This window comes from Rhodocyclus tenuis (genome assembly GCF_014197755.1).
Classification (GTDB): Bacteria; Pseudomonadota; Gammaproteobacteria; order Burkholderiales; family Rhodocyclaceae; genus Rhodocyclus; species Rhodocyclus tenuis.
Genome location: NZ_JACIGE010000002.1, coordinates 296,097 through 322,237, shown reverse-complemented (window position 1 = coordinate 322,237; position 26,141 = coordinate 296,097). Strand labels below are relative to the sequence as shown.

The window sequence follows — 26,141 nt, the reverse complement described above, 5'->3', positions numbered from 1 at the left end:
GGCCTCTTTACGCCTTGCCGTCGGCAGCGGCGGGTTTCGCGGCCTTCTCAGCCTTGTCGGAATTTTCCGGCGCGGCGGCGGGTTTCTCCGCCGGCTTGCCCGGCGCAGCAGCTTCTGCTGCCGCTGCAGCCGGCTTGGCGGCGTCGCCTGCAGGCGCTTCGGCCGGCTTCGCTGCGGCAGCGGGGGCGCCGGGTTGCTGTCCGGGGGCGTGCGGCGCGACCGGCATGTCCGGACGCAGCTTCATCAGGTTGTCGACGATCACCTTGTCGCCAGCCTTGAGGCCGCCGAGGATCACCCAGTCGCGGCCGCGCCATTCGCCGGCCTGCACCGGCCGCGGTGCCACCTTGTTTTCGGCCGTCGCCACCATCACCAGTCGCGCCTGTTCGGTCTGGATCACCGCCGATTGCGGCACGAGGAAAACACCTTCGCGATCGCCGGCGAGCAGGCGGGCGCGGACAAACTGGCCCGGCAGCAGACGGCTGTCGGTGTTGGGGAATTCGGCGCGCAACTGCTGCGTGCCGAGCGTGGTGTCGATGGTGCTGGCGAGGAAGTTGAGCTTGCCCTTCTGCGGGTAGACCGAGCCGTCCGGCAGGATCAGCTCGACGCCGCTGATGCTCGACGGCGTCAGCCGGCCGCCGGGCAGCTTGGCGATTTCGCTCTCCGAGAGGCTGAAGCGGACCCAGATCGGGTTCAGTTGCGAGATCGAGGTGAGCAGGCTGTCGCTGCCGACGGTGATCAGGTTGCCTTCCGACTTGAGCGCGCGGCCGGTGGTGCCGGCCACCGGCGCCGTTACCGTCGTCCACGACAGGTTCAGCTGCGCCTGGCGCAGCGCTGCCTGCGCCAGCGCGTCGGTCGACACTGCGTCGTCGTATTCCTTCTGGCTGATTGCCTTGGCGGCGATCAGGCCTTTCAGCCGGTTCATTTCGCGGCTGCTCTGCTCGGCCTTGGCGGTCGCCTCGGCCAGCGCGATTTCGTAAGTGGCACGGTCGATCTGGAACAGCGGCTGGCCGGCCTTGACCGTCGCTCCTTCCTGATAGAGGCGCTTGACGATGATGCCGCCGACGCGGGCGCGCACTTCGGTTTCGCGCGCGCCTTCGGTCTGCGCCATCACCTCGATCGACGACGGGATGGTCTGCGGCTGCACTTCGAGCACGGTGACCGGCATCGGTCCCATCGCTCCCGGCGGTGGCCCGGCCGGCGCGTTGGAACCCGAGCAGCCGGCGAGCACGGCAGAAACAAGGGCGGCGGCGCCCAGCAGACGGAAGGGGGCGGAGTGCCGGGTTGTTTGTCCGGAAGTCATGGCAGACCTTTGCAGAAAATGGTTTGGTGTATTATATACATACATACATGTATGTAAAGAACGAGAAGCCCCTTCCGCGAGCGCGGTTTTCAGCGGGCGGAGCCGGGCGGGAAGTCGTCGAAAGGAGTGTCGTATGGTGCGTAAAACCAAGGAAGAAGCCGGTCTGACCCGGCAACAGATCGTCGATGCTGCGCGTGCGGTGTTTCATGAATGTGGCGTCAGTCGTACGTCGCTGGAAGCGGTGGCGCGTGTCGCTGGTGTAACGCGTGGTGCTGTTTATTGGCACTTCAAGGGCAAGGCCGAACTGTTTCTGGCCGTGCGCGAGGAGGTCTTCTCGCCCTTGCTGGCGCGCAGCCACGCCATCCTCGACGACGAACGTTATACCGACCCGCTCGATGCGATCGAAGCGTCGATTACAGATTTTTTCAAAGTTCTCGACGAGTGCCCGACGCTGCGCCAGGTTTTCGAAATCATGATGCTGCGCTGCGAGTACGTCGACGAGTTCGCCGAAGTGCAGAGCGAGGCGCTCAAACCCTCGACCGACCTGCAGGTGAAAATCGAGCGGGCGTATCTGCGCGCTGCAGAATGCGGCAGCCTGCGCGCTGGCGTCGAACCGTTTGCCGTCGCGCGCGACACCTGGGCATTTTCTTCCGGCCTGCTCCACCAGTTGCTCGATGTCGGCTTCGAGAACGGGCTGAAGGCGGAAGTTCCCGCCATGGTGGCGGCGCACATGGCGCTGCGCCGCAAGGGCTGAGCGGCGCGGCCGGCTGGCGCGCGCGTGGCTGCCGACTTCCCTGTCAGTTCAGCCTCCGCGCCAGCGTGAGCAGCGCCCCTGCGGGCACTGCATTCAGAAATCCCGGCCTAGCCGGCGAGCGGGCGAACGCGGCTCGCGGCCAGCTTGGCGCGGCTACGCGCTTCGTCGGTATCGGCGCCCGTCGCCAGCGCGACGCCCATGCGCCGCTTGACGAAGCTCTCCGGTTTGCCAAAGAGGCGCAGGTCGCTGTCGGGCACCGCCAGCGCGTCGGCGAGTCCGGCGAAGGCGATTCCCTCGGCCTCCATGCCGCCGTAGATCACCGCCGAAGCGCCCGGCGCGCGCAGCGACACGTCCACCGGCAGGCCGAGGATGGCGCGTGCGTGCAGTTCGAATTCGGAGAGGCGCTGCGTCGCCAGCGTGACCAGCCCGGTGTCGTGCGGGCGCGGGCTGACTTCCGAGAACCACACCATGTCGCCCTTGACGAAGAGTTCGACGCCGAACAGGCCGCGGCCGCCGAGATTGGCGGTCACGGCGCCGGCGATGTCGCGCGCGCGCTGCCGCGCCACGGCGCTCATCGCCTGCGGCTGCCAGGATTCGACGTAATCGCCGGCAACCTGCACGTGGCCGAGCGGCTCGCAGAAGAAGGTTTCGACGGCGCCCGAGGCGCCGACGGCGCGCACGGTCAGCTGCGTGATCTCGTAGTCGAAGTCGATGAAGCCTTCGACGATGATGCGTCCGCCGGCAACGCGGCCGCCCTGCTGCGCGTAGTTCCACGCCTTCTCGACGTCGTCGGCGCTGCGCAGCAGCGACTGGCCCTTGCCCGACGAGGACATCACCGGCTTGACCAGACAGGGGAAACCGATACCCGGACGGCCTTCGCCGCCGTCGATGGCCGCGCGCAGCGCATCGAGCGAGTCGGCAAAGGCGTAGGGCGAGGTCGGCAGGCCGAGTTCTTCGGCGGCAAGGCGGCGGATGCCTTCGCGGTTCATCGTCAGGCGCGTTGCGCGTGCCGTCGGGATCACTTCGGCGATGCCCTCGCGCTCTATCTCCTGCAGCATGTCGGTGGCGATGGCTTCGATCTCGGGAACGACCAGATGCGGGCGCTCAGCTTCGATGATCGCGCGCAGCGCGGCGCCGTCGGTCATCGTCACCACATGCGCGCGGTGCGCCACCTGCATGCCGGGCGCATCGGCGTAGCGGTCCACGGCGATCGTCTCGACACCCAGTCGTTGCAAGGCGATAATCACTTCCTTGCCGAGTTCGCCGGCGCCGAGCAGCATCACGCGCGTTGCCGACGCACTGAGGGGAGTGCCGATCTTCACCCCGGCGCCTGTCGCTGCCGCACCTACCGTTGCTGACCCATTCCCTGACATTGCAATCACTCCCGAAGCCTCACTGAGGGCGCGATTTTACCATGCGCCGCCAGCCCATCCGGACCACCCGATGACCTCTCCGACCCCCGTAACCGACGCCGCGCCGGCGCATGTCGCCACGCCGCTCGCCGCCATCGACCAACGCCAGTTGCGCAACGCGCTCGGTACCTTTGCCACCGGCATCGCCATCGTCACCGCGATTTCGCAGAGCGGCGAAAAGATCGGTCTGACGATCAATTCCTTCAACTCGGTCTCGCTCGACCCGGCGCTGATCGTCTGGAGCCTGTCGCTCAACTCGCCGCGCCACGCCGACCTTGTTGCCGCCTCGCATTTCGCGGTGAACATCCTCGCCGCCGACCAGATGGATCTTTCCAACCTGTTCGCCGGCCGCGACGCCGAGCGCTTTGCCAATCTGGAAACCTGCGCCGGCCTCGGCGGCGCGCCGCTGATCCCCGGTTGCCTGGCCTGGTTTGAGTGCGCCAACGACATCCACCATGAAGGCGGCGATCACCTCATCTTCATCGGCCGCGTCGAGCGCGTCACGCTCGGCGAAGCCAAGCCGCCGCTGATCTTTCACGGCGGTCGCTACCGCGAACTCGCCGCTGACGCGTAGGCGCCGGCTTGTGGCGCTGCCGGCCGCCGCATAGAATGGCGGCCGACGCGGGTGTAGTTCAATGGTAGAACGGCAGCTTCCCAAGCTGCATACGAGGGTTCGATTCCCTTCACCCGCTCCACATCGAATTCAGGCAGCGTTTTGAGCTGCGACAAAAAAGCCAACCGATTCGGGTTGGCTTTTTTGTTCTCTGCTCGATATCTGGCAGGAGCGCGGGTTTTCGTCCGGGAGGGGCGGCTCCGAAAACCATAAATGTAGCCGCTATCAGCCGCGTTGGAATCAGCGGACGTTCTTGGCTTTCAGTGGCATGTGTACGATCAATGTCGCAATTGGCGGCCTTGGCGGCAGTGGGTTGAATGATAGGTTCGGTATCACTTTTGGCTGAATAACCAAAGCGCAAGCCCTCCAAGGACAAGCAAATTGCGAGTTTTCTCTTCTTCCTTTTGGCGCGCTGCTGCTTGTTTGGCTTGAAACTGTTTGAGTATGAACTCTTGAGCTTGCGCCATAGCGGCTTGAGGATCTCGGAAGACGGGGAGATATTTCAAGTCGCTAATGAAACCGGGCAGGGATAAGCCATCATCGAGAACAAGTGGGAGAATTGCTTTGTGAAGTGAGTGCGCTTTGCCGATTTCCTGAGGCACCCACTCCGAGGCTTTTGCGTTGGCACTCCAAAGAAGGACAAACAGGTCACACGCTGCAATGGCGGAAGAAATCGTTTCCGATAATGACTGGCTTGCGATAACAGAATGCTCAGCGACAAAAACTTCAACACCTGTTCCGAAAAGGGATTGCTGCAACTCCGAAACATTTTTGAGGTCGTGTGTCGAGTAGCTGATGAATACTTTAAACATGAAGGCAATAATCCAATTGTGATGCCTGGCGTGGGAGAGAGCAGCGGTTGGGGTACGAAGCGCGGAGATGGCCAATAAGCGTAGCTTGTTGGGTGTTTTTTCGGACTGTAGTGCTAGGTTGTGTTTGGATAGGCAGCGAACCGTTAAAATGGAATTTCGTCATCAAGCGTGGATTCTAATTTCTCGATGCGCTTCTCAAGCTGTGCGAGAACTTTGTTAGCTTGGACCGTGTAGCTAGTGCCGACCCTGCTGGACTTGAGCTTGGGAGTGACTAAATTGAATACGAGCTTCGCGTAAGTCTGCGTGCGTCTGAGTAGGTCAAGGACTGCAAATTGTTCTGCGCCCTCGGAAACTCTCAGGGTATCGGCCGTGTAATCGATCGTGCTCTGCAGGCAAACGATCCAGTGATTAAGCGAATCATCCTCAGAATGCCCAACTTGATTTGAACTGAGGGTGCGCACAATACCTAGAGTCTCTTCAATCATTTCCTCGATATTTCTGGGTTTCCGAGTTGCTTCTCGCGCATCTGAGGAAAGAACTGCCTGGACTTTTTCATCGAGTTCTTGCCAGCATCGATCGAATGCGCGCTCCAGTTGAATGTCGGAAAGCGGGAGGCTTGTCTCGGTGTTTACCGCCCCTAAGAACTTAAATACCTCTTCGCGCGAGTAAGGCGTTGCCTGAAACTGAAGCAATGGCCCAGACAGTTGCGCTGACTCGACGCCAAACAACAAAGGAAAAACTTTCCCGGTTTTGGTGTCTTTGGATACCGCGCCGGCTTCGAAAAGTAGCCATGGCGCAGTAAGATTTTCGCTTGTGATGCAGAAAAGGCCAAACTGGCTATTTTGGAGCTTGTCCGCGATCTCCGCGGCCCAGCGCTGGCCTTTGGTAATGTCATCGGGGGTGAAGTAGGGGCGTACAGACTGAATGACGTCAGGCAACCAGTGCCGGAATGCCTCCCCGATTTGCCGACTACGTTCGCCGGACCAAGAAATGAAAATCTGCATGGTTTTCCTAAAAAATCATTTGTATAGGCGCTGTAGGGCGGGTATTGCCCGCTAACATTTGAGCGACGCTGCCCACGGAGGCAGTTCCTGCGGTAGTCGGCTTGAGCTATGGGTTCGGTTTCGATAGCGCCGAGACTATTTCTGTGCTCTGCTTGCTGCCTCATAGCGCTCGGGATGGCTTGCTATGAGCTTGGCGATATATGCCCCTTCGATCCAGAATGTACAGGAAGTCTACTTATGCCCAGTGTCCGGGCAAAGGAGGCCTCCGGGTGGGTTCTGTATAGCGATACCGTAGTCTCTACAGGCTGAAGTGAGTAGCTTTCTATCGAGGAGATGGAGATCTTTCCGAGATTTTTGGCGCACTGGACTGTAGCGGATTGCCGCGATAGGTTCGGAAATGATGGGTTGGTCCTCTATAATATTCGTCATGGCGGCCTAGATTTTTTCGATCTTTACGACCATTGCTTCTTTGTTTATATATGCGGCGTTGCTGCTCCTAAACTTGTTTGGAGCTATAAGCCTTGCAGTGGTTTCATCTTCCGCCTCTACCGTAATGTTTTGGGTTGAATTTGGCACCTTGCCTGGGTTGCCATATTTGATCGTTACTCTGTACTTTTTCATGCTCTCTAAGCTCCCGGCTGGCGTAAATATAAGCTGAACTGGCTACTGAGCTACTGTTGTGAGTGCACAACTTCAAGTGGACTCAAAAGAAGAGGTGCTCCATCTCATAGCTGTATGTGATCTGCGCAAAAATTAACGTTCTCAGACAATTGGCGTAATTGGAATTACGACTAAGGATGGGGGTAATAGAATCATCGCTAAAAAAACTCTGCCCTCGCCCGTTGGGTCAGGTGTGCGGAAAACCCTTCGCAGTTTTAAGGCTGGCGCGTCGGCCATGCGTATTTCGACTGAGAACTTTTGCTGTGAAAGCGTACTCGACTCTGCCAGAAAAGTCATCTCGCATAAGTTGATGGCGGTTTTGCCGCGGGTAACGAGCATTGGCATTTCTCCTTCGTGGCTGGAAGGCGGACGTTCCGCACTGAGGGGCACCGAGCCGCAGCGTGCCCGCTCCAACCACCGCCCTAGCCCCCCCCGCCGGCGTTATATAATCGCCGGCTGCAAAAAGCTCCGCCCGGATTTCGCCCCATTGGGCGCCGGCCGGCAACCGAACCCTTTGGAGTGGCTCAGAGAGTGGCAACCGAGTTTGTGATGGGTAACGAGGCGATCGCGCTGGGCGCCATCGCTGCGGGGGTGGGGGTGGTGACCGGCTATCCAGGCACGCCGTCGAGCGAGATCCTGCTGACGGTGTCGAAGCGCAATCCGGGCGGCATCCACGTCGAGTGGTCGGTGAACGAAAAGGTGGCGTTGGAAGTTGCCGCCGGCGCCTCGTATGCCGGCGCGCGGACGATGGTCACCATGAAGCAGGTCGGCCTCAACGTTGCCGCCGATCCGCTGCTGAGCCTCGCCTACATCGGCGTCAAGGGCGGCATGGTCATCGTCGTTGCCGACGATCCCGGCCCGATTTCGTCGCAGACCGAGCAGGACACGCGCACCTTCGCCTTGTTCGCCAAGCTGCCGGTGTTCGACCCGGCGTCGCCGGAAGAGGCGTACGCGATGATGGCCGACGCCTTCGACCTGTCCGAGCGCTACGGCACACCGGTGATCTTCCGCCCGACGACGCGCGTCTGCCACGGCAACGCGCCGGTGGCCATCAGCGAGACGTTGCGGCCGCGCGCGCCAGCCAGCTTCGTCAAGGACCCCAAGTGGGTGATCTTCCCGCGCCTCTCCTACGAGAACCACATCCGCATCGAGCAGCAGCTGCCGGTGATCGGCGAGGAATTCTCGTCGTATCCGCGCAACTCGCTTTCCGGCGAAGGCACGCTGGCCATCGCCACGCACGGCATCAGCAGCGCTTACATCGCCGAGGCGCTGGCCGCGCTCGGCGATGCCGTGCCGGCGCACAAGCTGCTGCGCGTGGCGACGCCGCATCCTTTCCCCAAGCGTCTGGCGCGTGAATTCCTTGAGGGCGTCGAGCGCGTTCTCGTCGTCGAGGAGCTCGATCCGGTGATCGAGCGCGAGCTGCAGCGCCTGGCCGGCGAGCAGCACCTGCCGGTGGACGTGCTCGGCAAGGGCAGCGGCCACATTCAGGTGGCCGGCGAAAACACCGTCGATTCGGTGACGCGCGCGCTGGCCGGCTTTTTCGGCCTGCCGGTGGCGCCTGCCGCCCACTGTGCCGCGGCGCCCGAGGGCGCGGCCGAACCGCCGGTGCGCCCGCCGGTGCTCTGTGCCGGCTGTCCGCACCGCGCTTCCTTCCTCGCCGTCAAGCGCGCGATGCGCAAGCGCAAGTCGGTCTTCTGCGGCGACATCGGCTGTTACACGCTCGGCAACGCCAAGCCGCTCGACATGGTCGATACCTGCCTGTGCATGGGCGCCGGCATCACCGTCGCGCAGGGCCTGCAGGTGGTCGAGCCGGACGCGGTGCACTTCGCCTTCATCGGCGATTCGACCTTCTTCCACACCGGCATCCCCGGCGTGATCAACGCCGTGTACAACCAGACCAACATCGTCGTCGTCGTTCTCGACAACTCGACCACCGCGATGACCGGCTGCCAGCCGCATCCCGGCACCGGCGACACGATGATGGGCGAGATCGCCGACAAGATCGACATCGCGACCGTGCTGCAGGCCGTCGGCGTCAAGCACGTCGAAACCTGCGATCCGCTGCAGCTCGAAGCCGCGCAGGCCGCCGTGCTGCGTGCGGCCGACGCCGCGGCCGACGGTGTTGCGGCGCTGATCTTCAAGGCGCCGTGCATCCACGTCGCGCCGCCGGGCGTCACCTATACCGTCGACGCCGAGAAGTGCAAGTGCAAGATCTGCTTCAACCAGCTTGGCTGCCCCGCGATCATGAGCGTCGACGGCAAGGCCTCGATCGACCCGGCGCTGTGCTACGGCTGCGACATCTGCCTGCAGATGTGTCCGTTCGACGCGATCAGCACCGTCACTGCCGAAACTACCGGCGAGGTGCAGCCATGAGCCTCAAGCGCAACATCATGATCGCCGGCGTCGGCGGTCAGGGCACCGTGCTCGCTTCCAAGCTCGTCGCGCGCGCGGCGATGGACGCTGGCCTCGCGGTACGCACCTCGGAAACGATCGGCATGGCGCAGCGCGGCGGTTCGGTGGTCAGCCACGTGCGCGTTTCCGATTCGGCGATCGCCTCGCCGGTGCTGACGCCGGGCAGCGCCGACACGCTGATCGGTTTCGAGCCGGGCGAGGCGGTGCGCTGCCTGCGCTACCTGCGTCCCGGCGGCTGCATCGTCAGCAACGCGCAAACGGTGGCGCCGGCGTCGGCGGCGCTGACGCGCACCGAATACAGCGGCGAGGCAATGCTCGGGCGTCTGCGCGACTGCGGCGCAAGGCTGGTGGTCGTCGATGGCGACGCGCTCTGTGCCGAAATCGGCTCACTCAAGGCGCTCAACGTCGTCCTGCTCGGCGCGGCCGCCGCTGCCGGTGCGCTCGACTTCACGCTCGAGCAGCTGGAAGCCGCCATCCGCGCCACGGTGCGGCCGAAGTTCGTCGACTTGAATATCAGGGCGCTGCACGCGGGCGCCCGGGCATGAATGCGCCGCGGCGCGTAGCAGCGAAGGGTCTGCAGCAATGAGTCAATCCACTTTCCAGAAGCCGGCGCAGCTCGCTGCGATCACCCGCCTGCTCGCGGGCCTCGACCAGCGCAGCGCCTTCTACCGCGCCAAGTACGCCGGCATCGATCTTTCGGCGATCCAGAGCTGGGAACAGTTCGAACAGCTGCCCTTCACCGAAAAGGCCGACCTGCGCGACGCCTACCCGCTCGGCCTGCAGGCGGTTCCTGACGAGGAAGTCGTGCGCATCCACTCGTCGTCGGGAACGACCGGCACGCCGGTGATCATTCCCTACACTCGGCAGGACGTCGAGGACTGGGCCGAGATGTTCGCGCGCTGCTACGCAATGGCCGGCATCACCAACACCGACCGCATCCAGATCACGCCGGGTTACGGGCTGTGGACCGCCGGCATCGGCTTCCAGGCCGGCGCCGAGCGCCTCGGCGCGATGGCCGTGCCGATGGGGCCGGGCAATACCGACCGCCAGCTGCAGATGATGATCGACCTGAAGAGCACGGTGCTCTGCGCGACCTCGTCGTACGCGCTGCTCTTGGCCGAGGAAATCCAGCGCCGCGGCATCCGCGAGCGCATGCACTTGCGCAAGGGTGTCATCGGTTCCGAGCGCTGGGGCGAGGAGATGCGCAGCCGCATCGCGCGCGAGCTCGGCGTCGAGCTTTACGACATCTACGGGCTGACCGAAATCTACGGTCCCGGCATCGGCATTTCGTGCGAGCACGCCTGCGGCATGCACTACTGGGACGATTTCGTCTATTTCGAGATCATCGACCAGCACACCGGCAAGCATGTCGCCGAGGGCGAGCTCGGCGAACTGGTGATCACCACGCTGCGTAAGCAGGGCGCGCCGCTGATCCGCTACCGCACGCACGACCTGACGCGCTTCATCCCCGGCCCGTGCGCCTGCGGCTCGGCCTTTCCGCGCATCGACACGATCATGGGTCGCACCGACGACATGGTGAAGGTGAAGGGCGTCGTCATCTTCCCGGCGCTGATCGACGAGGTACTGCACGAGGTCGAGGGCGCCAGCAGCGAATTCCAGATCATGATCGACCACATCGAAGGCCACGACGTGATGACCGTGTTTTTTGAAACGGTCGCCGGCACGCACCGCGAAGGCGTCGAGGCGGCGGTGCGCCAGCGCTGCAAGACGCGCATCGGCCTGACCGTTGTGCCGAAGGCGGTCGCCATCGGCGAGTTGCCACGCAGCGAGAAGAAGACCAACCGCGTGTTCGATAACCGCTACTAGCTTGTTGCCGCCCGACTCGCTCGCAGCGGGCCGGGCGTGAACGCACAAGGGCCGCTTCCACGGAGGGAGGCGGCCCTTGTTGTTTCCTGCGCAGCCCTGGCGGGCTACCAGCCGTTCAGCTCGCGCGGGACGAGGCCCTCGGCGATCATTTCGCCTTCGACCTTGATGCGCAGCACGAGCAGTCCGTGCAGCGAGGCGCGCGCCTTGTCGTCGGCCCAGTCGCCATGCGGCTGTTTCAGGCAGCGCTTGACCGCGTCGTGGTCGGCGAGGTCGACGCCGCAGATCGCCGCGTAATGCTCGATCTCGCGGTCGATCTGCGCCAGTTCCTCGACGTAGTGCTCGATGCCGCTCACGGCAACGCGGTCCAGCGCCCGTCCTTGACCGTCATCATCACCCGCGCACGCGCATCCATGCCGTTGTGGTTCTGCGGGCTCATCGTGAACACGCCCTGCGCGCCGACGACTTCCTTGGCCTGCTCGAGCGCGTCGCGCAGTGCGGCGCGGAACTCGGGCGTACCGGGCTTGGCCTTCTTCAGCGCTTCCGGGATCGTCTTCTGCAGCAGCAGGCCGGCATCCCAGGTGTTGGCGCCGAAGGTCGAGGTGGTGCCGGCGCCGTACTTCGCTTCGTAGAGCTTGATGTAGTTCTGCGCGACGGCCTTGATCGGGTTGCTCGCCGGCAGATCGTCGGCAACGAGCATCGGGCCGCCGGCCATCAGCGTGCCTTCGACCTTGGCGCCGCCGAGGCGGATGAAGTCGTTGGTCGCCGCGCCGTGCGTCTGGTAGATCTTGCCCTTGTAGCCCTTGTCGGCGAGCGCCTGCTGCGGCAGCACCGCCGGGCCGCCGGCAGCGGCGACGAACACCGCGTCGGGACGCGCGGTGAGCAGCTTCAGCACCTGGCCGGTGACCGACGGATCGGTGCGCGTGTAGCGCTCGCTGGCGACGATGCGGATGCCGGCCTTTTCGGCCATCGGCGCGAACACCTTGTACCAGTTTTCGCCGTAGGGATCGTTGAAGCCGATGAAGCCGAGCGTGCGGATGCCGTTGGCGTGCATGTGCGCGACCACCGCTTCGGCGATGAGGCTGTCGTTCTGCGTCGTCTTGAACACCCAGCGGCGCTTCTCGTCCATCGGCAGCACCAGCGACGACGAGCCGACCGTCGTCAGCAGCGGCGTCTTCGCTTCGGCGACAAAGTCGAGCATCGCCGTCGCCGCCGGCGTCGACGACGGTCCGATCAGCGCATCGACCTTCTGCTCGCTGAGCAGCTTCTTCAGGTTGGTGACGGCGTTGGTCGGGTCGGAGGCGTCGTCGAGCAGGATGTAGTCGATCTTCTGACCGCCGATTTCGGTCGGCAGCATCGCTGCGGTGTTCTTCTGCGGAATGCCGACGACGGCGACCGGGCCGGTCGACGAGGTGATCACGCCGACCTTGATCTCGGCAAGCGCGGCGCCGGCGGCACCGAACAGACACGCGGCAAGCAGCGTGGACAGCAGACGCGGACGAAAGAAGCGCTGGGGCATGGCAAATTCCTCGAACAGGGGGATGGCGGCGATTATCGCGCATTCTGTCGCAAGCGCGCGCCGTGCCCGGCGCAAACGCAAGCCGCCTGCCGCACACGCACCTGGCTGGTGGCGCAAGGCAGGCTGCGCCGCCCGGGGCGGCACTGCCGGTGCAATCGGGCAATGATAGAATCGTCGCCCATGGAACTCGTCATCAACGGCGAAAGCCGCTCCTTTCCCGCCGCACTCAGCGTCGCCGCGCTGGTCGAAACGCTCGGTTTTACGGGCAAGCGCATCGCCGTCGAGCGCAACGGCGACATCGTTCCGCGCAGCCTGCACGGCGCGACGCTGCTCAATGACGGCGACCGCCTCGAAATCGTCGTCGCCGTCGGCGGCGGCTGAGCCGGCAGGCATGCACGCTCCCGCTCCCGCTGTCGAACTGCGCCGCCCTGGTCGCCAACGCGTCCTAACGTTTCCTTTTCCGGACAGATCATGAACCGCAACGCTTCCCCGCTCGTCATCGCCGGCCGCGAATACCGCTCGCGCCTGCTCGTCGGCACCGGCAAGTACCAGGATTTCGCCGAAACCCGCGCCGCCATCGATGCCTCCGGCGCCGAGATCGTCACCGTCGCCATTCGCCGCACCAACATCGGCCAGACCGCTGGCGAGCCGAACCTGCTCGACTTCCTGCCGCCGGCGCAGTTCACCATCCTGCCCAACACCGCCGGCTGTTATACCGCCGACGACGCGGTGCGCACGCTGCGTCTGGCGCGCGAACTGCTCGACGGCCACGCACTGGTGAAGCTCGAAGTCCTCGGCGACCCGAAGACGCTGTTCCCGAACATGCCGGAAACGCTGAAGGCCGCCGAAACGCTGGTCAAGGAAGGCTTCCAGGTGATGGTCTACTGCGCCGACGACCCGATCCAGGCGAAGATGCTCGAAGACATCGGCTGTGTCGCGATCATGCCGCTGGCGTCCTTGATCGGCTCGGGCATGGGCATCGTCAATCCGTGGAACCTGCGCCTGATCCTCGACGCGGCGAAAGTGCCGGTGCTGGTTGACGCCGGCGTCGGCACGGCCTCGGATGCGGCGATCGCCATGGAACTCGGCTGTGACGGCGTGCTGATGAACACCGCCATCGCGCACGCGCAGGACCCGGTGCTGATGGCGTCGGCGATGCGGAAAGCCGTCGAGGCCGGCCGCGAGGCCTTCCTCGCCGGGCGCATGGCGCGCAAGTTCTACTCGGCCGACCCGTCGTCGCCGACCAGCGGCCTGATCGGGTCCTGAGCATGGGCGGCGCAACGAACTCTCCGAACTCAGCGGATTCACCGGGCCCACAGGACGACAATTTGTCGCTGCCCGTACACCGGCCGATCCGCAGCTTCGTGCTGCGCCAGGGCCGTGTTTCCAACGCGCAGCAGCGTTACCACGAAAGCATGATGGCGAAGATCGGCGTGCCCTACACGCCGGCGCCGCTCGACCTTGATGCGCTCTTTGGCCGCGGCGCGCCGAAGATTCTCGAAATCGGCTTCGGCATGGGCGAAACGACGGCGACCATCGCCGTCGCTCGCGCCGACTGCGATTTCCTCGGCGTCGAGGTGCATACGCCGGGCGTCGGCAGCCTGTGCAAGCTCGTTGCCGAGCGCGCGCTGCCGAACATCCGCATCGTCCAGCACGACGCCGCCGAGGTGCTGCGCGACATGATCCAGCCCGGCACGCTCGCCGGCGCGCACATCTTCTTCCCCGACCCGTGGCCGAAAGCGCGCCACCACAAGCGCCGGCTGATCCAGCCGCCGCTGGTTGCGTTGCTCGCCTCGCGGCTGGCGCCCGGCGGCTATCTGCACTGCGCCACCGACTGGGAGAATTACGCCGAACAGATGCTCGAGGTGCTCAGCGCCGAGCCGCTGCTCGAAAATACCGCCGAGGGTTTTGCCAAGCGCCCGGACTACCGGCCACTGACCAAATTCGAGCAGCGCGGCCTGCGTCTCGGCCACGGCGTCTGGGACGTGGTTTTCCGCCGGCGCGCCGGCTAGGCGCCGCCACCGCCACCGCCACCGCCACCGCCACCGCCAGCGTCGAGCGCGTCGCTAGCGCAGACGGAAGGCGACCGGCAGGATCAGTTCGCGCCGGCTGCTGCCGGGTAGCGAGCCCATGGCGAAGGCGGCGCGCTGCGCCGCGGCGTCGAGGATGCGGTGGCCGCTGCTGGCGGCGATCTGCACGTCGCTGATCTGGCCGTCGGCGTCGAGCAGGACGAGCAGGCGCACCTCGCCTTCGAGTCCGGCGGCGATCGCCTCGGGCGGGTAGTACTGGTGCTGCGCGAGCTTCTTCTGCGCCGCGCGCAGTTCGCGTGCCGGCGTCGGCTTCGGTGCAGCGGCCGGGGTTTTTGCAGCGCTGGCGGGCGGCGGCAGTGGCTTGGCGGCGGGTTTTGCCGGCTCGGGTTCGGCGGCGAGTGTGTTCTTCAACAGCGGCTCGGCCGGTGGCGCCGGCGGCAGGCGCAGGCGCGCTTCCAGCCGCGGTGGCGCTGGCGGCGCGCGGCGGCTGTCGGCGCCGGCAAAGAGCAGCACGGCGTGCAGCGCGACCGACAGGGCGAAGGCAAGGGCAAGGCGGGCGGGCATGAGCGCAATATTGTGCACCAAAACGACAGACACGACGCCGCACGCCAGCGGCGACGGCTCAGGGAGAGAAACCATGCAGGCAATGCGCAGACTGGCTTTCGCGGCGTTCATCTGGCTGGCAGCCGCCGGCGTGCAGGCGGCGCCGCCTGACCCGATCGAGTTCGGCATCACCGTCGAGCGCGGCGACACGCGCACGGTCAAGCGCTGGCTCGACGAGGGGCTCGACCCCGAATTCCAGGCCGACCGCGTCGGCAGCGGCCTGATGATCGCCGCCTGGAACGGCGACATTCCGATGATGACGCTGTTCACCGAACGCGGCGCCAACCCGCGCCGCGTCAATCGCAATGGCGAACAGGCGCTGCTGCTCGCTGCCTGGAACGGCCATCTCGACGCGGTGAAGTGGCTGCTCGAGCACGGCGCCGCGCTCAACCGCGACGACCAGCAGTGGAGCGCGCTGCACTACGCGGTGTTCAACGGCCAGGAAAAGGTGGCGCGTTACCTGATCGAGCGCGGCGCGCAGGTCAATGCGCGTTCGCCCAACCTGTCGACGCCGCTGATCCTCGCCGCGCGCGAAGGTCGCGAGGATCTGGCCAAGGTGCTGCTCGAATCCGGCGCCGACCCGAAGGCGAAGAACGACTGGGGCGACAGCGCGCTGACCATGGCGATGCGCTACGACCACCTGCGTCTGGGCAAGATGATTTCGTCGCCCGAGGAATTCGCCATCGCCGTCAAGGCGCCGAAGGAAAGCTTCGGTACCGCCAGCCGCTCGGCGGCAGCGCCGAACGACATCGACCAGCTGCTGCGCCAGTTGCGTCAGGCGCAGGCCGAGGGCAAGCAGACCGACGAGCTGCGGCAGAAGTTCTATGCCGCGGTCGACGCTTTCCGCAAGGCGAGTACGCCGAGCCCACAGGCATCGCGCCGCCCCTTCCCGCGGCCGCAGACGCCGGGAACGCTGGTCATCACCGCGCGCCGCGGCCAGGTCGGCGAGCGCGCCGAACTCGTCGCTGCCGGCGGCCCGCCATCCGGCAAGGCCGAAACGACGCCGGCGGCGCGCACCGCCAGCGGGCCGAGCACGCCGGGAGAGGTCGCCGACCTGTTGCGCGAAATCCGCATCGCCAGCGTGCAGGGGCGCTCGACCGACGAACTGCGCCGCCGCCTCAACGACGCGATCGACCGGTTGCCGAAATAAGGGGGCAGGCGAGGGCCGGCGGACTGATCAGGTTTGCCGCGAGCGGGCGGCCGGCGCTCAATCGGCGCTTATTCGGCGTCGAGAAAGCCTTCAAGCAGGCGGTTGAGAAAACGCTGGCCGCGCGCGCTCGGCGCGATGCGGCCGTCGCCGCGAACAATCAGTCCGGCGGCTTCGGCAGCGGCAAGGCGCTCCTCGATCAGCGCCAGCGGCAGGCCGCAGCGTTCGCTGAACAGGCTGTCGGCGAAGCCCTGGTTGAGGCGCAGCGCGTTCATCATGAATTCGAACGGCAGCTCGTTCGCCGGCACGGTGAATTCCTCCGCCAGCGGCGTTCGTTGCGCGGCTTCGGCGAGGTAGCGCGCCGGCTGCCGCCAGCGCACCTGACGGACGATCTGCGGCTGGCCGTCTTCATTCACGGTCAGCTTGCCGTGCGCGCCGGCGCCGATGCCGAGGTAATCACCGAACTGCCAGTAGTTGAGGTTGTGCCGGCACTGCCGGCCGGGCTGGGCGAAGGCCGAGGTTTCGTAATGCGTATAGCCGGCGGCGGCGAGACGCGCCTCGATCCCTTCCTGCATCGCTGCGGCGATGTCGTCGTCGGGCAGTTGCGGTGGCGGCGCGGCGGCGAAGGCGGTGTGCGGTTCGAGCGTCAGCTGGTAGCACGACAGGTGCGGCGGCGCGAAGGCGAGCGCCGTGTCCACGTCGTGCAGCGCGCCGGCCAGGTCCTGCCCCGGCAGCGCGTACATCAGGTCGAGGTTGAAATTGTCGAAGTGCCGCGCCGCGTTGTCGATGGCGCGGCGCGCCTCGTCGCCGCTGTGGATGCGGCCGAGCGCGGCAAGTTGCGTTGGTGCGAAGCTCTGGACGCCGAGCGATAGCCGGTTCACGCCGGCAGCGCGCCAGGCGGCGAAAGCCTGTTCGCCGCCGGCCGTTTCGACCGTTCCCGGATTGGCTTCGAGCGTGATTTCGGCGTCGTCGGCGAAAGTGATGCGTGCGCGGAAGGCGTCGAGCAGGCGGCCGACGGCGCCGGGCGAGAGCAGGCTTGGTGTGCCGCCGCCGAAGAACACCGTGTTGATCGGCCGTTCGCCGACGAGTGGTACTGCCGTTTCCAGATCGGCAATCAGCGCGGCGACGTAGGCGTCTTCCGGGATGGCATTGACCACCGCGTGCGAGTTGAAGTCGCAGTACGGGCACTTCTTCACGCACCACGGGAAATGCACGTAGAGCGACAGCGGCGGCAAGCCGCCGGGCGTTGCCGCGGCGGGCTGGGTCGGCGTGGGCAGAGCGGGCTCCGGCTTGCTCAGCCGCGTTGGCGCAGGCGCTCGACCAGCCGCGCCAGCGCCTGGCCGCGGTGCGAGCGGCGGTGCTTCTCGGCGGCGGGCAGATTGGCGACGCTGGCCTGGCAGTCGGTGATCCACAGCAGCGGGTCGTAGCCGAAACCGCCGTCGCCGTCGGCCGCCGGCAGCAGCTCGCCGTGCCACTCGCCTTCGGCGATCAGCGGCTGCGGGTCGTCGGCGCTGCGCACGAAAACGATGACGCAGACGAAGTGCGCACGGCGCGAGACGCCGGGGCCGAGCGCAGCGAGTTCGGCCAACAGCTTTTCGTTGTTGCGCGCGTCGGACTTCGGTTCGCCGCCGTAGCGCGCCGAGAGCACGCCGGGCGCGCCGCCGAGCGCGTCGACGCAGAGGCCCGAATCGTCGGCGAGCGCCGGCAGGCCGGTGACGCGCGCGGCGTGGCGGGCTTTCGCCAGCGCGTTCTCGACGAAGGTGCAGTAGGGTTCTTCGGCCTCGCTGACGCCGAGTTCGCCCTGCGCGATCAGCTCCCAGCCGAGCGGCGCGAGGATGGCGTGCAGCTCGCCGAGCTTTTTCGCGTTGTTCGAGGCGAGGACGAGCTTCATGCGGCGCTTGCCAGTGCCTGTGCCAGCGCCGCTTTCTGCGCCGCGATCAGTTGCGCGATGCCGCCGCTGGCGAGGTCGAGCAGGCTGTCGGCCTGTGCGCGCGAGAAGGGTTCGCCTTCGGCCGTTCCCTGGATTTCGACGATGCCGCCGCTGCCGGTCATCACCACGTTCATGTCGGTATCGCAGTTCGAGTCTTCGGCGTAGTCGAGGTCGAGTACGGCGAGGCCCTGATAAAGGCCGACCGAGACGGCGGCGACGTGGTCCTTGAGCGGGCTGGCCGGCAGCTTGCCCTTGGCGACGAGCAGCGCGCAGGCGTCGGCGAGCGCCACCCAGGCGCCGGTGATCGACGCGCAGCGCGTGCCGCCGTCGGCCTGCAGCACGTCGCAGTCGAGCGTGATCTGGCGTTCGCCGAGCGCCTTCAGGTCGACCACCGCGCGCAGCGAGCGGCCGATCAGGCGCTGGATTTCCTGCGTGCGGCCGCTCTGCTTGCCCTTGGCCGCTTCACGCGCGCCGCGCGTGTGCGTGGCGCGCGGCAGCATGCCGTATTCGGCGGTGACCCAGCCCTGTCCCTTGCCGCGCAGGAAGGGCGGAACGTTCTCTTCGATGCTGGCGGTGCACAGCACCTGCGTGTCGCCGGCTTCGATCAGGACCGAGCCTTCGGCGTGGCGGGTGAAGCGGCGGGTGATGCGGATGTCGCGCAATTGCGCGGGCTGACGCTGGCTGGGACGCATGGATTTCCTGTCTTTACTTGGAGAACTTCTGGATGGCGTGGTTGATTTCGGCGATGGCGCGTTCGATTTCGTCGTCGGTGAGCTCGCTCTTGTACGCCGGATTGCGACCGAACTGGTCAAGGTGCGTGGTGATCGCGTCGATCGGCATGGTTTTCGTCGACACGGCGCTGGTGGTCTGGTCAAAGTAGCTGTCTTCCCAGCGCACGGCGATCATCGACAGATTGTCGGCGTGCGTACCGGCGCGCACTTCGGCCTGGCTGAGTAGCATCGGCACGGCCTGCATCAGATTGGCGTCCTTCAGCGACATCGCCATCAGTTCGCCGGGCATCGGCCCCCACACGCCATCGCTGCAGAGCACCAGTACATCGCCGTTTTCGAGTGGCGTCTTGCGCGAGAACTCGATCTCCGGAGCTTGCTCGCCGCCGAGGCAACTCCAGATGCGGTTGCGTTCCGGATGGCTGGTGGCCTGTGCCTCGCTGATCGCGCCCTGATCGATCAAGAGCTGTACGCGTGAGTGGTCGCGCGTGCGCGCCAGCATGCGGCCGTCGCGCATCAGGTACAGACGCGAATCGCCGGCGTGCGCCCAGTAGGCGACGTTGTCCTGCACGATGCAGGCGACGACGGTGGTGCGCGGCGAGTCGTTCAGGCGCTGTTCGCTGGAGTAGTCGCGGATCGCGCTGTGCGCATTGCTGATCGCTTTCTGCAGGAAGAGGAAAGGGTCCTGCAGCTGCGGCAGCGCTTCGCGCTGGAAGGCGCCGGTCAGGGTCTGCACGGCGATCTGCGCGGCGATTTCGCCGTAGTAGTGGCCGCCCATGCCGTCGGCGACGACCATCAGCAGCGCATCGCGCGAATAGCAGTAGCCGAGCCGGTCTTCGTTGTTGGCACGCCGGCCGCGGCGGCTTTCCTGAAAGATGGTGAACTTCATTTGCTCGCCGTTTTCTTCTTGAGTTTGCCGACGATCTGACCGATCCAGCCGGCTTCACGCTTGGCCGGTCTGGGTAAGACGGGTTCGGTGAGTGCCTTCTGCAACGCAAAGACGCTTTGCGGCCGGTAGAGGTGATTGAGGCTGAGGCACCAGTCGATCGTTTCCAGCAACTGGTCCGAGTATTCATGCTCCCAGCGCACCATCGCCGGGATCAGCTGGTCCTTGTCGAGGCGCGTGTCGGCGGCTTGCGGTGCCGAACCGGCGAGGCAGGCGTACATCGACGCGCCGACGCTGTAGATGTCGCTCCACGGACCGAGCAGTTCGCGCTGCTGGTAGTGTTCGGGCGAGGCGAAGCCCGGCGTGTACATCGGCTTCAACATCGGCGTGTCGGCGGCCAGCGTCTGCCGCGCCGCACCGAAGTCGATCAGCAGCGGTGTGTGGTCGTTGCGCATGTAGATGTTCGACGGCTTCAGGTCGAGGTGCAGCAGCTTGTGCGAATGCACCTCGCGCAGCCCGTTGAGCAGGCGCGTAAACACGTTGCGCATGAAATTTTCGGTGATCGCCGGCCGGTTCTTCTGCACGAACTCCTGCAGCGTACGCCCGTGCTCGTATTCCATCACCATATAAACGGTTTCATTGGCGCGGAAGAAGTTGAGCACGCGGATGACGTTGGGGTGCGACAGGCGGGCCAGCGCGCGCCCTTCCTCGAAGAAGCACTTCATGCCGTAGCGGAATGCGGGCAGGTGCTCGGGCGTGATCGTCGGGCAGATTTCACCTTCGCCGCGCAGCGCCAGACTGTTCGGCAGGTATTCCTTGATCGCGACTTCCTTGCCCTGCGCGTCGGTCGCCAGATAGACGATGGAAAAGCCCCCCAATGACAGCTGCCGCTCGATCCGGTATTCGTCGAGCTGGAAACCGGTCGGCAGGGCGTGGTTGGCTTGTTGCGCCATCGGGGTAGCGGCTATCATGATGTCCTTCGGCCATTTTCAGTGTTTGCCGGAAACGTGTAAAGCCGGCGCCCGGCGGCATGCCAGGGCAGCCAACGACTCCCGCTCCTTTGCACGGCTTCCCGCAGCGCCGCCATTCCCCTCTCGCCACCGTTACACATTCGCACATTCGGGACTCCCATGATTTTCAGCATGACCGGTTACGCCGCGCGCACGCGCGACGTCGAGCGCGGTGCCCTGCACCTTGAACTGAAGAGCGTCAATTCCCGGTACCTCGATTTCCAGTTCCGCATCTGCGAGGAGTTGCGCTCGGCCGAACCGGCGCTGCGCGAGCTGATTTCGGCGCGCATCTCGCGCGGCAAGATCGAATGCCGACTGAATTTCGTTCCGGCGACGACGAAAACCGTGCCGCAGGCGCTCAGCGGCGAGTTGCTCGCGCGGCTGGCCGATTTCGACGCGCAGGTACGCGCTGCGCTGCCGCAGGCGACGCCGCTGTCGGTCGGTGAAGTGCTGCGCTGGCCGGGCATGTTCGGCGACGACACGCTCGATACCGATGCACTCGTTCCCGAGGCGCTGGCGCTGATGCGCGAAGCGCTTGAAGACTTTGCCGCTTCGCGCGAACGTGAGGGTGCCAAACTGGCGGCGGTGATCCTCGAACGCGTCGCGCGCATTCGCGAACTGGTGCGCGCCGTCGCGCCGCATATTCCGGCGGCGCAGGCGGCCTTCCAGGACAAGCTGCGCCAGCGTCTGCAGGACGCGATCGGTTCGGTCGACGACGAGCGCATCCGTCAGGAACTCGTTCTCTTTGCCGCGCGCATCGATGTCGACGAAGAGCTGGCGCGTCTGTCGACGCACCTCGACGAGGTCGAGCGCGTGCTCAAGGCCGGCGGCGCCAGCGGCAAGCGCCTCGACTTCCTGATGCAGGAACTCAACCGCGAAGCCAACACGCTCGGCTCCAAGTCGGTGGTCAGCGCGGTTTCGCAGACGGCGATGGATCTCAAGCTGCTCATCGAGCAGATGCGCGAGCAGATCCAGAACCTCGAATAACCCGCAATCCGCAGCGCGGCCGCTTGCCGGGATGCAAGCCGGACCCGTAGCCCGCTGCGCTGCGCAGGAGCTTTAATGTCCGGTCATCTCTACATCGTCGCCGCGCCCTCGGGGACCGGCAAGACCACGCTGGTGCGCCTGCTGCTCGAGCGCGACGCCGGCATCCGCCTGTCGGTGTCCTACACGACGCGCGCGCCGCGCGCCGGCGAGGTCGACGGCACGCACTACAACTTCGTCGATCTGCCGACTTTCCGGGCGATGGTCGACGCCGGGCAGTTCCTCGAATGGGCCGAGGTGCACGGCAACTGCTACGGCACCTCGAAGCCGTGGATCGCCGCCGAAATGGCGGCAGGCCGCGATGTGCTGCTCGAGATCGACTGGCAGGGGGCACAGCAGGTGCGCGCGCTCTTTCCCGCGGCGATCGGCATCTTCATCCTGCCGCCCTCGCTCGACGAGCTTGCCCGCCGACTTGATGCGCGCGGCACCGACAGTACCGAGACGATCGCCACGCGTCTCGCCGCGGCGCGCACCGAGATGCGCCATGCCCGCGAATTCGACTATGTTATTATTAATCGCGACCTTGCCGACGCCCTCACGGATCTGCTGTCGGTGGTACGCGCCTCGCGGCTCGACTGGGCGTCCCAGAACGAGCGCCACTCCGGGCTGTTCGCCAGCCTGCTCTGAATTCTCCAAGGTATCCCTATGGCACGAGTAACCGTTGACGATTGTCTGCATCGTATCCCCAACCGTTTCCAGATGACGCTGGCCGCGACCTATCGCGCGCGTCAGATCGCCAACGGCGCAACGCCGATGGTCGATTCCGACAAGGACAAGCCGACCGTCATCGCCCTGCGTGAAATCGCTGGTGGCCTGGTTGGTGTTGAAGTCCTCAATCGGGGTCAGGCCTGACATTCGCCGGCAGGCGACACAGCGAACGATGATGAGCCGGGAAGGTTCCGAACCGCCCTCTACTCCACCGTCCGTCAAGCCTGCCGGTCCGGCAACTCCTGCCGCCGCTACTGCCGCTGATCAGCCGGCCGCTCCTGCCGGCGCAGCCGCCAATACCGAAACTCCAGCCACGCCGGCGCAAGCCGCCGGCGATGCAGCCTTGTCCGCCGCCGCGCTGAACGCCAGCGAAGACGACCCGGCCTTCCGCGTTTTCATCGACAGCCTGAGTTATCTCAAGCCCGACGAAATCGCGCTGGTGCGCGAAGCCTATCGTTTCAGCCAGATGGCGCACCGCGGTCAGACGCGGCTGTCGGGCGAACCCTACGTCACGCATCCGCTCGCCGTTGCCGGTGCGCTGGCCGAATGGCACATGGATGCGCAGGCGGTGATCGCCGCACTGCTGCACGACGTGATGGAGGACACGGCCTTTTCCAAGGCCGAGATCACCGCCCGCTTCGGCAAGGCCGTCGCCGAACTGGTCGACGGCGTCTCCAAGCTCGACAAGATCGAGACCCAGTCCTACCAGGAAGCGCAGGCGGAAAACTTCCGCAAGATGCTGATGGCGATGGCGCGCGACCTGCGCGTCGTCCTCATCAAGCTCGCCGACCGTCTGCACAACCTGCAGACAATGTCCGCCGTACGCGTCGACAAGCGGCGCCGAATCGCGCGCGAGACGCTCGAAATCTACGCGCCGATCGCCAATCGTCTCGGTCTGAACAAGCTCTATCGCGAGTTGCAGGACATCTCCTTCGCGCACATCCATCCGCGTCGCGCCGAGGTGCTGTCGAAGGCCTTGCGTGCGGCGCGCGGCAACCGGCGCGAACTGCTCAAGCGCATCCTCGACGGCATCCGCGGCCGCATGAGCGAGGCGCAGATCGAGGCACAGGTCTTCGGTCGCGAGAAAAGCCTCTATTCGATCTATCGCAAGATGGTCGAAAAGCGCCTGTCCTTTTCGCAGGTGCTCGATATCTACGGCTTCCGCGTCGTCGTCCGCGACGTGCCGACCTGCTATCTGGCGATGGGCGCACTGCACGCGCTGTACAAGCCGGTGCCGGGCAAGTTCAAGGACTACATCGCCATTCCCAAGGGCAACGGCTACCAGTCGCTGCACACGACGCTGATCGGCCCCTATGGCACGCCGATCGAAGTGCAGATCCGCACGCAGTCGATGCATCACGTGGCGCAGGAAGGCGTCGCTTCGCACTGGTTGTACAAGGACAGCGAGCAGAGCGGCGCTGACCTGCAGGTGCGCACGCACAAGTGGCTGCAGTCGCTGCTCGAGCTGCAGAACACCGCCGGCGATACCGCCGAGTTCTTCGAGAACGTCAAGGTCGATCTCTTCCCCGACGAGGTCTACGTGTTTACGCCGAAGGGCAAGATCATGTCGCTGCCGAAGGGCGCGACGGCGGTCGATTTCGCCTACACGGTGCACACCGACATCGGCAACCGCTGCGTCGCCGCGCGCATCAATTACGAGCTGATGCCGCTCAGAACCGAGCTGACCAATGGCGACCAGGTCGAGATCATCACCGCCGCGCACGCCAATCCGAATCCTGCCTGGCTGTCCTACGTCAAGACCGGACGCGCGCGCGGCAAGATCCGCCATTTCCTGAAGACGATGCAGAACGACGAGTCGGCGGCGCTCGGCGAGAGCATGCTCGACCAGGAACTACGCACGCTCGGCATCACGCCGGCCGAAGTACCGGTGGCGAGTTGGGAAGGGCTGGTGCGCGCTGCCGGCAGCAAGTCGATGAAGGAGGTGTACACCGACATCGGTCTTGGCCGGCGTCTGGCGGCGGTTGTCGCGCGGCGCCTGCTGGCGCATGAGGAATTGCCGCAGGTCGAACGCGGTGCGCCGCGTCCGTCGCTGGTCATTCGCGGCGCGCAGGGGATGGCGGTGCAGATCGCGCCTTGCTGTCAGCCGATTCCGGGCGACCCGATCATCGGCTCGATCCGCAAGGGACAGGGGCTGATCATCCATTCGCACGACTGTCCGATGATCCGCAAGGCGCGCAGCAACGATCCGAAAAAGTGGATTGACGTCGAGTGGGAGCCGGAAGTCGGCAAGCTGTTCGATGTGCGTATCCGCGTTACCGCCGAGAACGTGCGCGGCGTGCTCGGTCGCATCGCCACCGCCATTTCCGAGGGCGGTTCGAACATCGAGGGCGTTGGCATGGAGGAGAAGGCGCCGGGTCTCTATACCTCGCTCAATTTCACCGTGCAGGTTGCCGATCGCGCGCATCTGGCGCAAGTCATGCGCATCCTGCGGCGCATTCCGGAAGTGGTGCGCATCGCCCGCGAACGGGGGTAGACGCTTGTGAAGGTGCTTGTTCTTGGTGCCGGTGTCGTTGGTATCACCAGTGCCTGGTATCTGGCCGAGGCCGGCCACGAGGTTACCGTTGTCGACCGCCAGCCGGCGGCCGGTCTCGAAACCAGCTTTGCCAACGGTGGCCAGATTTCGGTGTCGCACGCCGAGCCCTGGGCCAATCCGCATGCACCGGCATTGGCGCTGGCGTGGATGGGGCGTGAAGACGCGCCGCTGCTGTTCCGGCCGCGCTGGGACCCCGCGCTGTTCGCCTGGGGGCTGCGTTTCCTGCGTGAATGCACGCCGGCGCGCACGCGCGCCAATATCCGCGACATCGTCGCGCTGGCGCTCTACAGCCGCAGCTGCCTGCAGCAGTTGCGCGCGGCGACTGACATTCAGTACGACCACCTCGAACGCGGCATCCTGCACATCTATACCGACCGCAAGGAGTTTTCCGGCGCCGTCGAGGCGGCGGCAGTGATGCGCGAACACGGTTGCGACCGCCGCACCATTTCTGCCGACGAATGCCTCGCCATCGAGCCGACGCTCAAGCGCATCCGCCCGCAACTGGTCGGCGGCGATTTCACTGTCGACGACGAGTCGGGCGACGCGCACCGCTTCACGCAGAATCTCGCCGCCTTGTGCGCGGCGCGCGGTGTGCGTTTTCATTACGACACGCCGATCGAGCGGCTGGCGGCTGCCAGCGGCCGCATCGTCGGCGTCATCGCCGGCGGCGAACTGCTCACCGCCGATGCCTACGTTGTCGCGCTCGCCTGCGAAACGCCGCTGTTACTGCGCCCGCTCGGCCTGCGTGTGCCGATCTATCCGGGCAAGGGCTACTCGGCGACGATTCCGCTCTCACCCGACTCGGTTGCGCCGACGGTGAGCGTCACCGACGACGGACACAAGATCGTCTTCTCGCGCCTCGGCCAGCGTCTGCGCGTCGCCGGCACCGCCGAATTCAACGGCTACGACCGTTCGCTCAATCCGGTGCGCTGCCAGGCGCTGCTGACGCGCACGCAGGAGCTGTTCCCCGAGCTGCGCCCGGCCGGCGAACCCGAGTACTGGGCGGGCCTGCGGCCGGTGACGCCGTCGAACCTGCCGCTGATCGGCCGTACCCGCATACCCAATCTCTATCTCAACGCCGGTCACGGTACGCTCGGCTGGACGCTGGCCTGCGGTTCCGGCGCCGCGCTCGCCGATCTGCTCGGTGGCCGCCTGCCGGCGGCCGAATTTCCTTTCCTGCGCGGCTAAGCG

General features: G+C 65.4%; 27 protein-coding genes and 1 tRNA gene. 15 read left to right on the top strand and 13 right to left on the bottom strand.

Going from position 1 to position 26,141, the window contains the following annotated elements:
- Positions 1–7: 7 nt before the first annotated feature.
- Positions 8–1,300: an efflux RND transporter periplasmic adaptor subunit gene (locus GGD90_RS04145; RefSeq protein ID WP_153114544.1), complete on the bottom strand. Its 1,293-nt coding sequence runs from the start codon at positions 1,298–1,300 to the stop codon at positions 8–10.
- A 133-nt stretch (positions 1,301–1,433) separates the two neighbouring features.
- Here GGD90_RS04145 and GGD90_RS04140 point away from each other — a divergent pair, with 133 nt between their 5' ends.
- Positions 1,434–2,054 (top strand): TetR family transcriptional regulator, encoded by a 621-nt coding sequence (locus GGD90_RS04140; RefSeq protein ID WP_153114543.1) that lies wholly within the window; start codon positions 1,434–1,436, stop codon positions 2,052–2,054.
- A 107-nt stretch (positions 2,055–2,161) separates the two neighbouring features.
- Here GGD90_RS04140 and purT read toward each other — a convergent pair whose 3' ends face one another.
- Positions 2,162–3,376: a formate-dependent phosphoribosylglycinamide formyltransferase gene (gene purT, locus GGD90_RS04135; RefSeq protein WP_153114542.1), complete on the bottom strand. Its 1,215-nt coding sequence runs from the start codon at positions 3,374–3,376 to the stop codon at positions 2,162–2,164.
- Between the two features lie 121 nt (positions 3,377–3,497).
- Here purT and GGD90_RS04130 point away from each other — a divergent pair, with 121 nt between their 5' ends.
- Together GGD90_RS04130 and GGD90_RS04125 are read left to right on the top strand one after the other, a co-directional pair.
- On the top strand, positions 3,498–4,040 hold the full coding sequence (locus GGD90_RS04130) for a flavin reductase family protein (RefSeq protein WP_153114541.1): 543 nt from the start codon (positions 3,498–3,500) through the stop codon (positions 4,038–4,040).
- A 47-nt stretch (positions 4,041–4,087) separates the two neighbouring features.
- Positions 4,088–4,161: transfer RNA gene (locus tag GGD90_RS04125), tRNA-Gly, on the top strand.
- A gap of 250 nt (positions 4,162–4,411) precedes the next feature.
- On the opposite strand, the gene GGD90_RS04120 is transcribed toward GGD90_RS04125, so the two are convergent.
- From GGD90_RS04120 to GGD90_RS04110, 3 genes are all read right to left on the bottom strand, one after another.
- Complete coding sequence (locus tag GGD90_RS04120) at positions 4,412–4,891, bottom strand: toll/interleukin-1 receptor domain-containing protein (RefSeq protein WP_153114540.1); 480 nt, start codon at positions 4,889–4,891, stop codon at positions 4,412–4,414.
- A gap of 143 nt (positions 4,892–5,034) precedes the next feature.
- Positions 5,035–5,895 carry a toll/interleukin-1 receptor domain-containing protein gene (locus GGD90_RS04115; RefSeq protein ID WP_153114539.1) on the bottom strand — a complete coding sequence of 287 codons (861 nt, stop codon included), beginning with the start codon at positions 5,893–5,895 and terminating at the stop codon, positions 5,035–5,037.
- A gap of 435 nt (positions 5,896–6,330) precedes the next feature.
- The gene (locus tag GGD90_RS04110) at positions 6,331–6,516 is read right to left on the bottom strand and encodes a hypothetical protein (protein WP_153114538.1); all 186 of its coding nucleotides are present in this window, start codon (positions 6,514–6,516) and stop codon (positions 6,331–6,333) included.
- A gap of 570 nt (positions 6,517–7,086) precedes the next feature.
- On the opposite strand from GGD90_RS04110, the gene iorA reads away from it, so the two are divergent.
- From iorA to GGD90_RS04095, 3 genes are read left to right on the top strand one after another with little or no spacing between them, the layout of a single operon-like run.
- A complete protein-coding gene (gene iorA, locus GGD90_RS04105; RefSeq protein WP_221227650.1) occupies positions 7,087–8,928 on the top strand; it encodes an indolepyruvate ferredoxin oxidoreductase subunit alpha in 1,842 nt (613 codons plus the stop codon).
- Positions 8,925–9,512, top strand: a complete 588-nt coding sequence (locus tag GGD90_RS04100; protein ID WP_153114537.1) for an indolepyruvate oxidoreductase subunit beta — start codon at positions 8,925–8,927, stop codon at positions 9,510–9,512. Before iorA ends, GGD90_RS04100 begins: the two co-directional genes overlap by 4 nt.
- 37 nt (positions 9,513–9,549) lie before the next feature.
- Positions 9,550–10,794, top strand: coding sequence for a phenylacetate--CoA ligase family protein (locus tag GGD90_RS04095; RefSeq protein WP_153114536.1), 1,245 nt, complete (start codon positions 9,550–9,552; stop codon positions 10,792–10,794).
- A 104-nt stretch (positions 10,795–10,898) separates the two neighbouring features.
- Here the strand turns inward: GGD90_RS04095 and GGD90_RS04090 are convergent, their stop codons facing one another.
- Together GGD90_RS04090 and GGD90_RS04085 are read right to left on the bottom strand one after the other, a co-directional pair.
- The gene (locus GGD90_RS04090) at positions 10,899–11,147 is read right to left on the bottom strand and encodes a hypothetical protein (RefSeq protein WP_153114535.1); all 249 of its coding nucleotides are present in this window, start codon (positions 11,145–11,147) and stop codon (positions 10,899–10,901) included.
- Positions 11,144–12,310, bottom strand: coding sequence for an ABC transporter substrate-binding protein (locus GGD90_RS04085; protein WP_153114534.1), 1,167 nt, complete (start codon positions 12,308–12,310; stop codon positions 11,144–11,146). Before GGD90_RS04085 ends, GGD90_RS04090 begins: the two co-directional genes overlap by 4 nt.
- Positions 12,311–12,490: 180 nt before the next feature.
- Here GGD90_RS04085 and thiS point away from each other — a divergent pair, with 180 nt between their 5' ends.
- The 3 genes from thiS to trmB all read left to right on the top strand — a co-directional run bounded on the left by thiS (position 12,491) and on the right by trmB (position 14,322).
- On the top strand, positions 12,491–12,691 hold the full coding sequence (gene thiS, locus GGD90_RS04080) for a sulfur carrier protein ThiS (protein ID WP_153114533.1): 201 nt from the start codon (positions 12,491–12,493) through the stop codon (positions 12,689–12,691).
- Between the two features lie 90 nt (positions 12,692–12,781).
- Entirely contained in the window at positions 12,782–13,576 is a 795-nt protein-coding gene (locus GGD90_RS04075; RefSeq protein WP_153114532.1) for a thiazole synthase, read from the top strand.
- Positions 13,577–13,578: 2 nt separating this feature from the next.
- Positions 13,579–14,322: a tRNA (guanosine(46)-N7)-methyltransferase TrmB gene (gene trmB, locus GGD90_RS04070; RefSeq protein ID WP_153114531.1), complete on the top strand. Its 744-nt coding sequence runs from the start codon at positions 13,579–13,581 to the stop codon at positions 14,320–14,322.
- A gap of 54 nt (positions 14,323–14,376) precedes the next feature.
- Here the strand turns inward: trmB and GGD90_RS04065 are convergent, their stop codons facing one another.
- The gene (locus GGD90_RS04065) at positions 14,377–14,904 is read right to left on the bottom strand and encodes an energy transducer TonB (protein WP_184414919.1); all 528 of its coding nucleotides are present in this window, start codon (positions 14,902–14,904) and stop codon (positions 14,377–14,379) included.
- Here GGD90_RS04065 and GGD90_RS04060 point away from each other — a divergent pair.
- Entirely contained in the window at positions 14,903–16,093 is a 1,191-nt protein-coding gene (locus GGD90_RS04060; RefSeq protein WP_221227649.1) for an ankyrin repeat domain-containing protein, read from the top strand. The genes GGD90_RS04065 and GGD90_RS04060 overlap by 2 nt on opposite strands.
- A gap of 68 nt (positions 16,094–16,161) precedes the next feature.
- On the opposite strand, the gene hemW is transcribed toward GGD90_RS04060, so the two are convergent.
- The 5 genes from hemW to GGD90_RS04035 are packed head-to-tail and all read right to left on the bottom strand — an operon-like array spanning position 16,162 to position 20,587.
- The gene (gene hemW / locus GGD90_RS04055; protein ID WP_322741630.1) at positions 16,162–17,325 is read right to left on the bottom strand and encodes a radical SAM family heme chaperone HemW; all 1,164 of its coding nucleotides are present in this window, start codon (positions 17,323–17,325) and stop codon (positions 16,162–16,164) included.
- Between the two features lie 59 nt (positions 17,326–17,384).
- A complete protein-coding gene (rdgB, locus tag GGD90_RS04050) occupies positions 17,385–17,981 on the bottom strand; it encodes an RdgB/HAM1 family non-canonical purine NTP pyrophosphatase (RefSeq protein ID WP_153114528.1) in 597 nt (198 codons plus the stop codon).
- Positions 17,978–18,712 (bottom strand): ribonuclease PH, encoded by a 735-nt coding sequence (gene rph / locus GGD90_RS04045; protein ID WP_153114527.1) that lies wholly within the window; start codon positions 18,710–18,712, stop codon positions 17,978–17,980. The genes rdgB and rph overlap by 4 nt, the downstream gene beginning before the upstream one ends.
- 13 nt (positions 18,713–18,725) lie before the next feature.
- Entirely contained in the window at positions 18,726–19,637 is a 912-nt protein-coding gene (locus GGD90_RS04040; protein WP_153114526.1) for a PP2C family protein-serine/threonine phosphatase, read from the bottom strand.
- Positions 19,634–20,587, bottom strand: coding sequence for a serine/threonine protein kinase (locus GGD90_RS04035; protein WP_153114825.1), 954 nt, complete (start codon positions 20,585–20,587; stop codon positions 19,634–19,636). The genes GGD90_RS04040 and GGD90_RS04035 overlap by 4 nt, the downstream gene beginning before the upstream one ends.
- Positions 20,588–20,764: 177 nt before the next feature.
- On the opposite strand from GGD90_RS04035, the gene GGD90_RS04030 reads away from it, so the two are divergent.
- From GGD90_RS04030 to GGD90_RS04010, 5 genes are all read left to right on the top strand, one after another.
- Positions 20,765–21,631: a YicC/YloC family endoribonuclease gene (locus GGD90_RS04030; RefSeq protein WP_153114525.1), complete on the top strand. Its 867-nt coding sequence runs from the start codon at positions 20,765–20,767 to the stop codon at positions 21,629–21,631.
- Positions 21,632–21,706: 75 nt separating this feature from the next.
- Complete coding sequence (gmk, locus tag GGD90_RS04025; protein WP_153114524.1) at positions 21,707–22,315, top strand: guanylate kinase; 609 nt, start codon at positions 21,707–21,709, stop codon at positions 22,313–22,315.
- An 18-nt stretch (positions 22,316–22,333) separates the two neighbouring features.
- Positions 22,334–22,540, top strand: coding sequence for a DNA-directed RNA polymerase subunit omega (gene rpoZ, locus GGD90_RS04020; protein WP_153114523.1), 207 nt, complete (start codon positions 22,334–22,336; stop codon positions 22,538–22,540).
- Between the two features lie 28 nt (positions 22,541–22,568).
- On the top strand, positions 22,569–24,890 hold the full coding sequence (locus GGD90_RS04015; RefSeq protein ID WP_228273579.1) for a RelA/SpoT family protein: 2,322 nt from the start codon (positions 22,569–22,571) through the stop codon (positions 24,888–24,890).
- Positions 24,891–24,896: 6 nt separating this feature from the next.
- On the top strand, positions 24,897–26,138 hold the full coding sequence (locus GGD90_RS04010) for a D-amino acid dehydrogenase (RefSeq protein ID WP_153114522.1): 1,242 nt from the start codon (positions 24,897–24,899) through the stop codon (positions 26,136–26,138).
- Positions 26,139–26,141 lie beyond the last annotated feature (3 nt).

Coding starts and splice junctions, on each gene's coding strand:
- GGD90_RS04030 (WP_153114525.1), top strand. CDS start 20,765: ATGATTTTCAGCATGACCGGTTACGCCGCGCGCACGCGCGACGTCGAG.
- GGD90_RS04095 (WP_153114536.1), top strand. CDS start 9,550: ATGAGTCAATCCACTTTCCAGAAGCCGGCGCAGCTCGCTGCGATCACC.
- GGD90_RS04035 (WP_153114825.1), bottom strand. CDS start 20,587: ATGGCGCAACAAGCCAACCACGCCCTGCCGACCGGTTTCCAGCTCGAC.
- GGD90_RS04100 (WP_153114537.1), top strand. CDS start 8,925: ATGAGCCTCAAGCGCAACATCATGATCGCCGGCGTCGGCGGTCAGGGC.
- GGD90_RS04015 (WP_228273579.1), top strand. CDS start 22,569: ATGATGAGCCGGGAAGGTTCCGAACCGCCCTCTACTCCACCGTCCGTC.
- GGD90_RS04120 (WP_153114540.1), bottom strand. CDS start 4,891: ATGTTTAAAGTATTCATCAGCTACTCGACACACGACCTCAAAAATGTT.
- GGD90_RS04085 (WP_153114534.1), bottom strand. CDS start 12,310: ATGCCCCAGCGCTTCTTTCGTCCGCGTCTGCTGTCCACGCTGCTTGCC.
- trmB (WP_153114531.1), top strand. CDS start 13,579: ATGGGCGGCGCAACGAACTCTCCGAACTCAGCGGATTCACCGGGCCCA.
- GGD90_RS04075 (WP_153114532.1), top strand. CDS start 12,782: ATGAACCGCAACGCTTCCCCGCTCGTCATCGCCGGCCGCGAATACCGC.
- GGD90_RS04040 (WP_153114526.1), bottom strand. CDS start 19,637: ATGAAGTTCACCATCTTTCAGGAAAGCCGCCGCGGCCGGCGTGCCAAC.
- gmk (WP_153114524.1), top strand. CDS start 21,707: ATGTCCGGTCATCTCTACATCGTCGCCGCGCCCTCGGGGACCGGCAAG.
- GGD90_RS04145 (WP_153114544.1), bottom strand. CDS start 1,300: ATGACTTCCGGACAAACAACCCGGCACTCCGCCCCCTTCCGTCTGCTG.
- GGD90_RS04060 (WP_221227649.1), top strand. CDS start 14,903: ATGAGCGCAATATTGTGCACCAAAACGACAGACACGACGCCGCACGCC.
- rpoZ (WP_153114523.1), top strand. CDS start 22,334: ATGGCACGAGTAACCGTTGACGATTGTCTGCATCGTATCCCCAACCGT.
- GGD90_RS04115 (WP_153114539.1), bottom strand. CDS start 5,895: ATGCAGATTTTCATTTCTTGGTCCGGCGAACGTAGTCGGCAAATCGGG.
- GGD90_RS04130 (WP_153114541.1), top strand. CDS start 3,498: ATGACCTCTCCGACCCCCGTAACCGACGCCGCGCCGGCGCATGTCGCC.
- GGD90_RS04110 (WP_153114538.1), bottom strand. CDS start 6,516: ATGAAAAAGTACAGAGTAACGATCAAATATGGCAACCCAGGCAAGGTG.
- rdgB (WP_153114528.1), bottom strand. CDS start 17,981: ATGAAGCTCGTCCTCGCCTCGAACAACGCGAAAAAGCTCGGCGAGCTG.
- GGD90_RS04140 (WP_153114543.1), top strand. CDS start 1,434: ATGGTGCGTAAAACCAAGGAAGAAGCCGGTCTGACCCGGCAACAGATC.
- GGD90_RS04065 (WP_184414919.1), bottom strand. CDS start 14,904: ATGCCCGCCCGCCTTGCCCTTGCCTTCGCCCTGTCGGTCGCGCTGCAC.
- thiS (WP_153114533.1), top strand. CDS start 12,491: ATGGAACTCGTCATCAACGGCGAAAGCCGCTCCTTTCCCGCCGCACTC.
- rph (WP_153114527.1), bottom strand. CDS start 18,712: ATGCGTCCCAGCCAGCGTCAGCCCGCGCAATTGCGCGACATCCGCATC.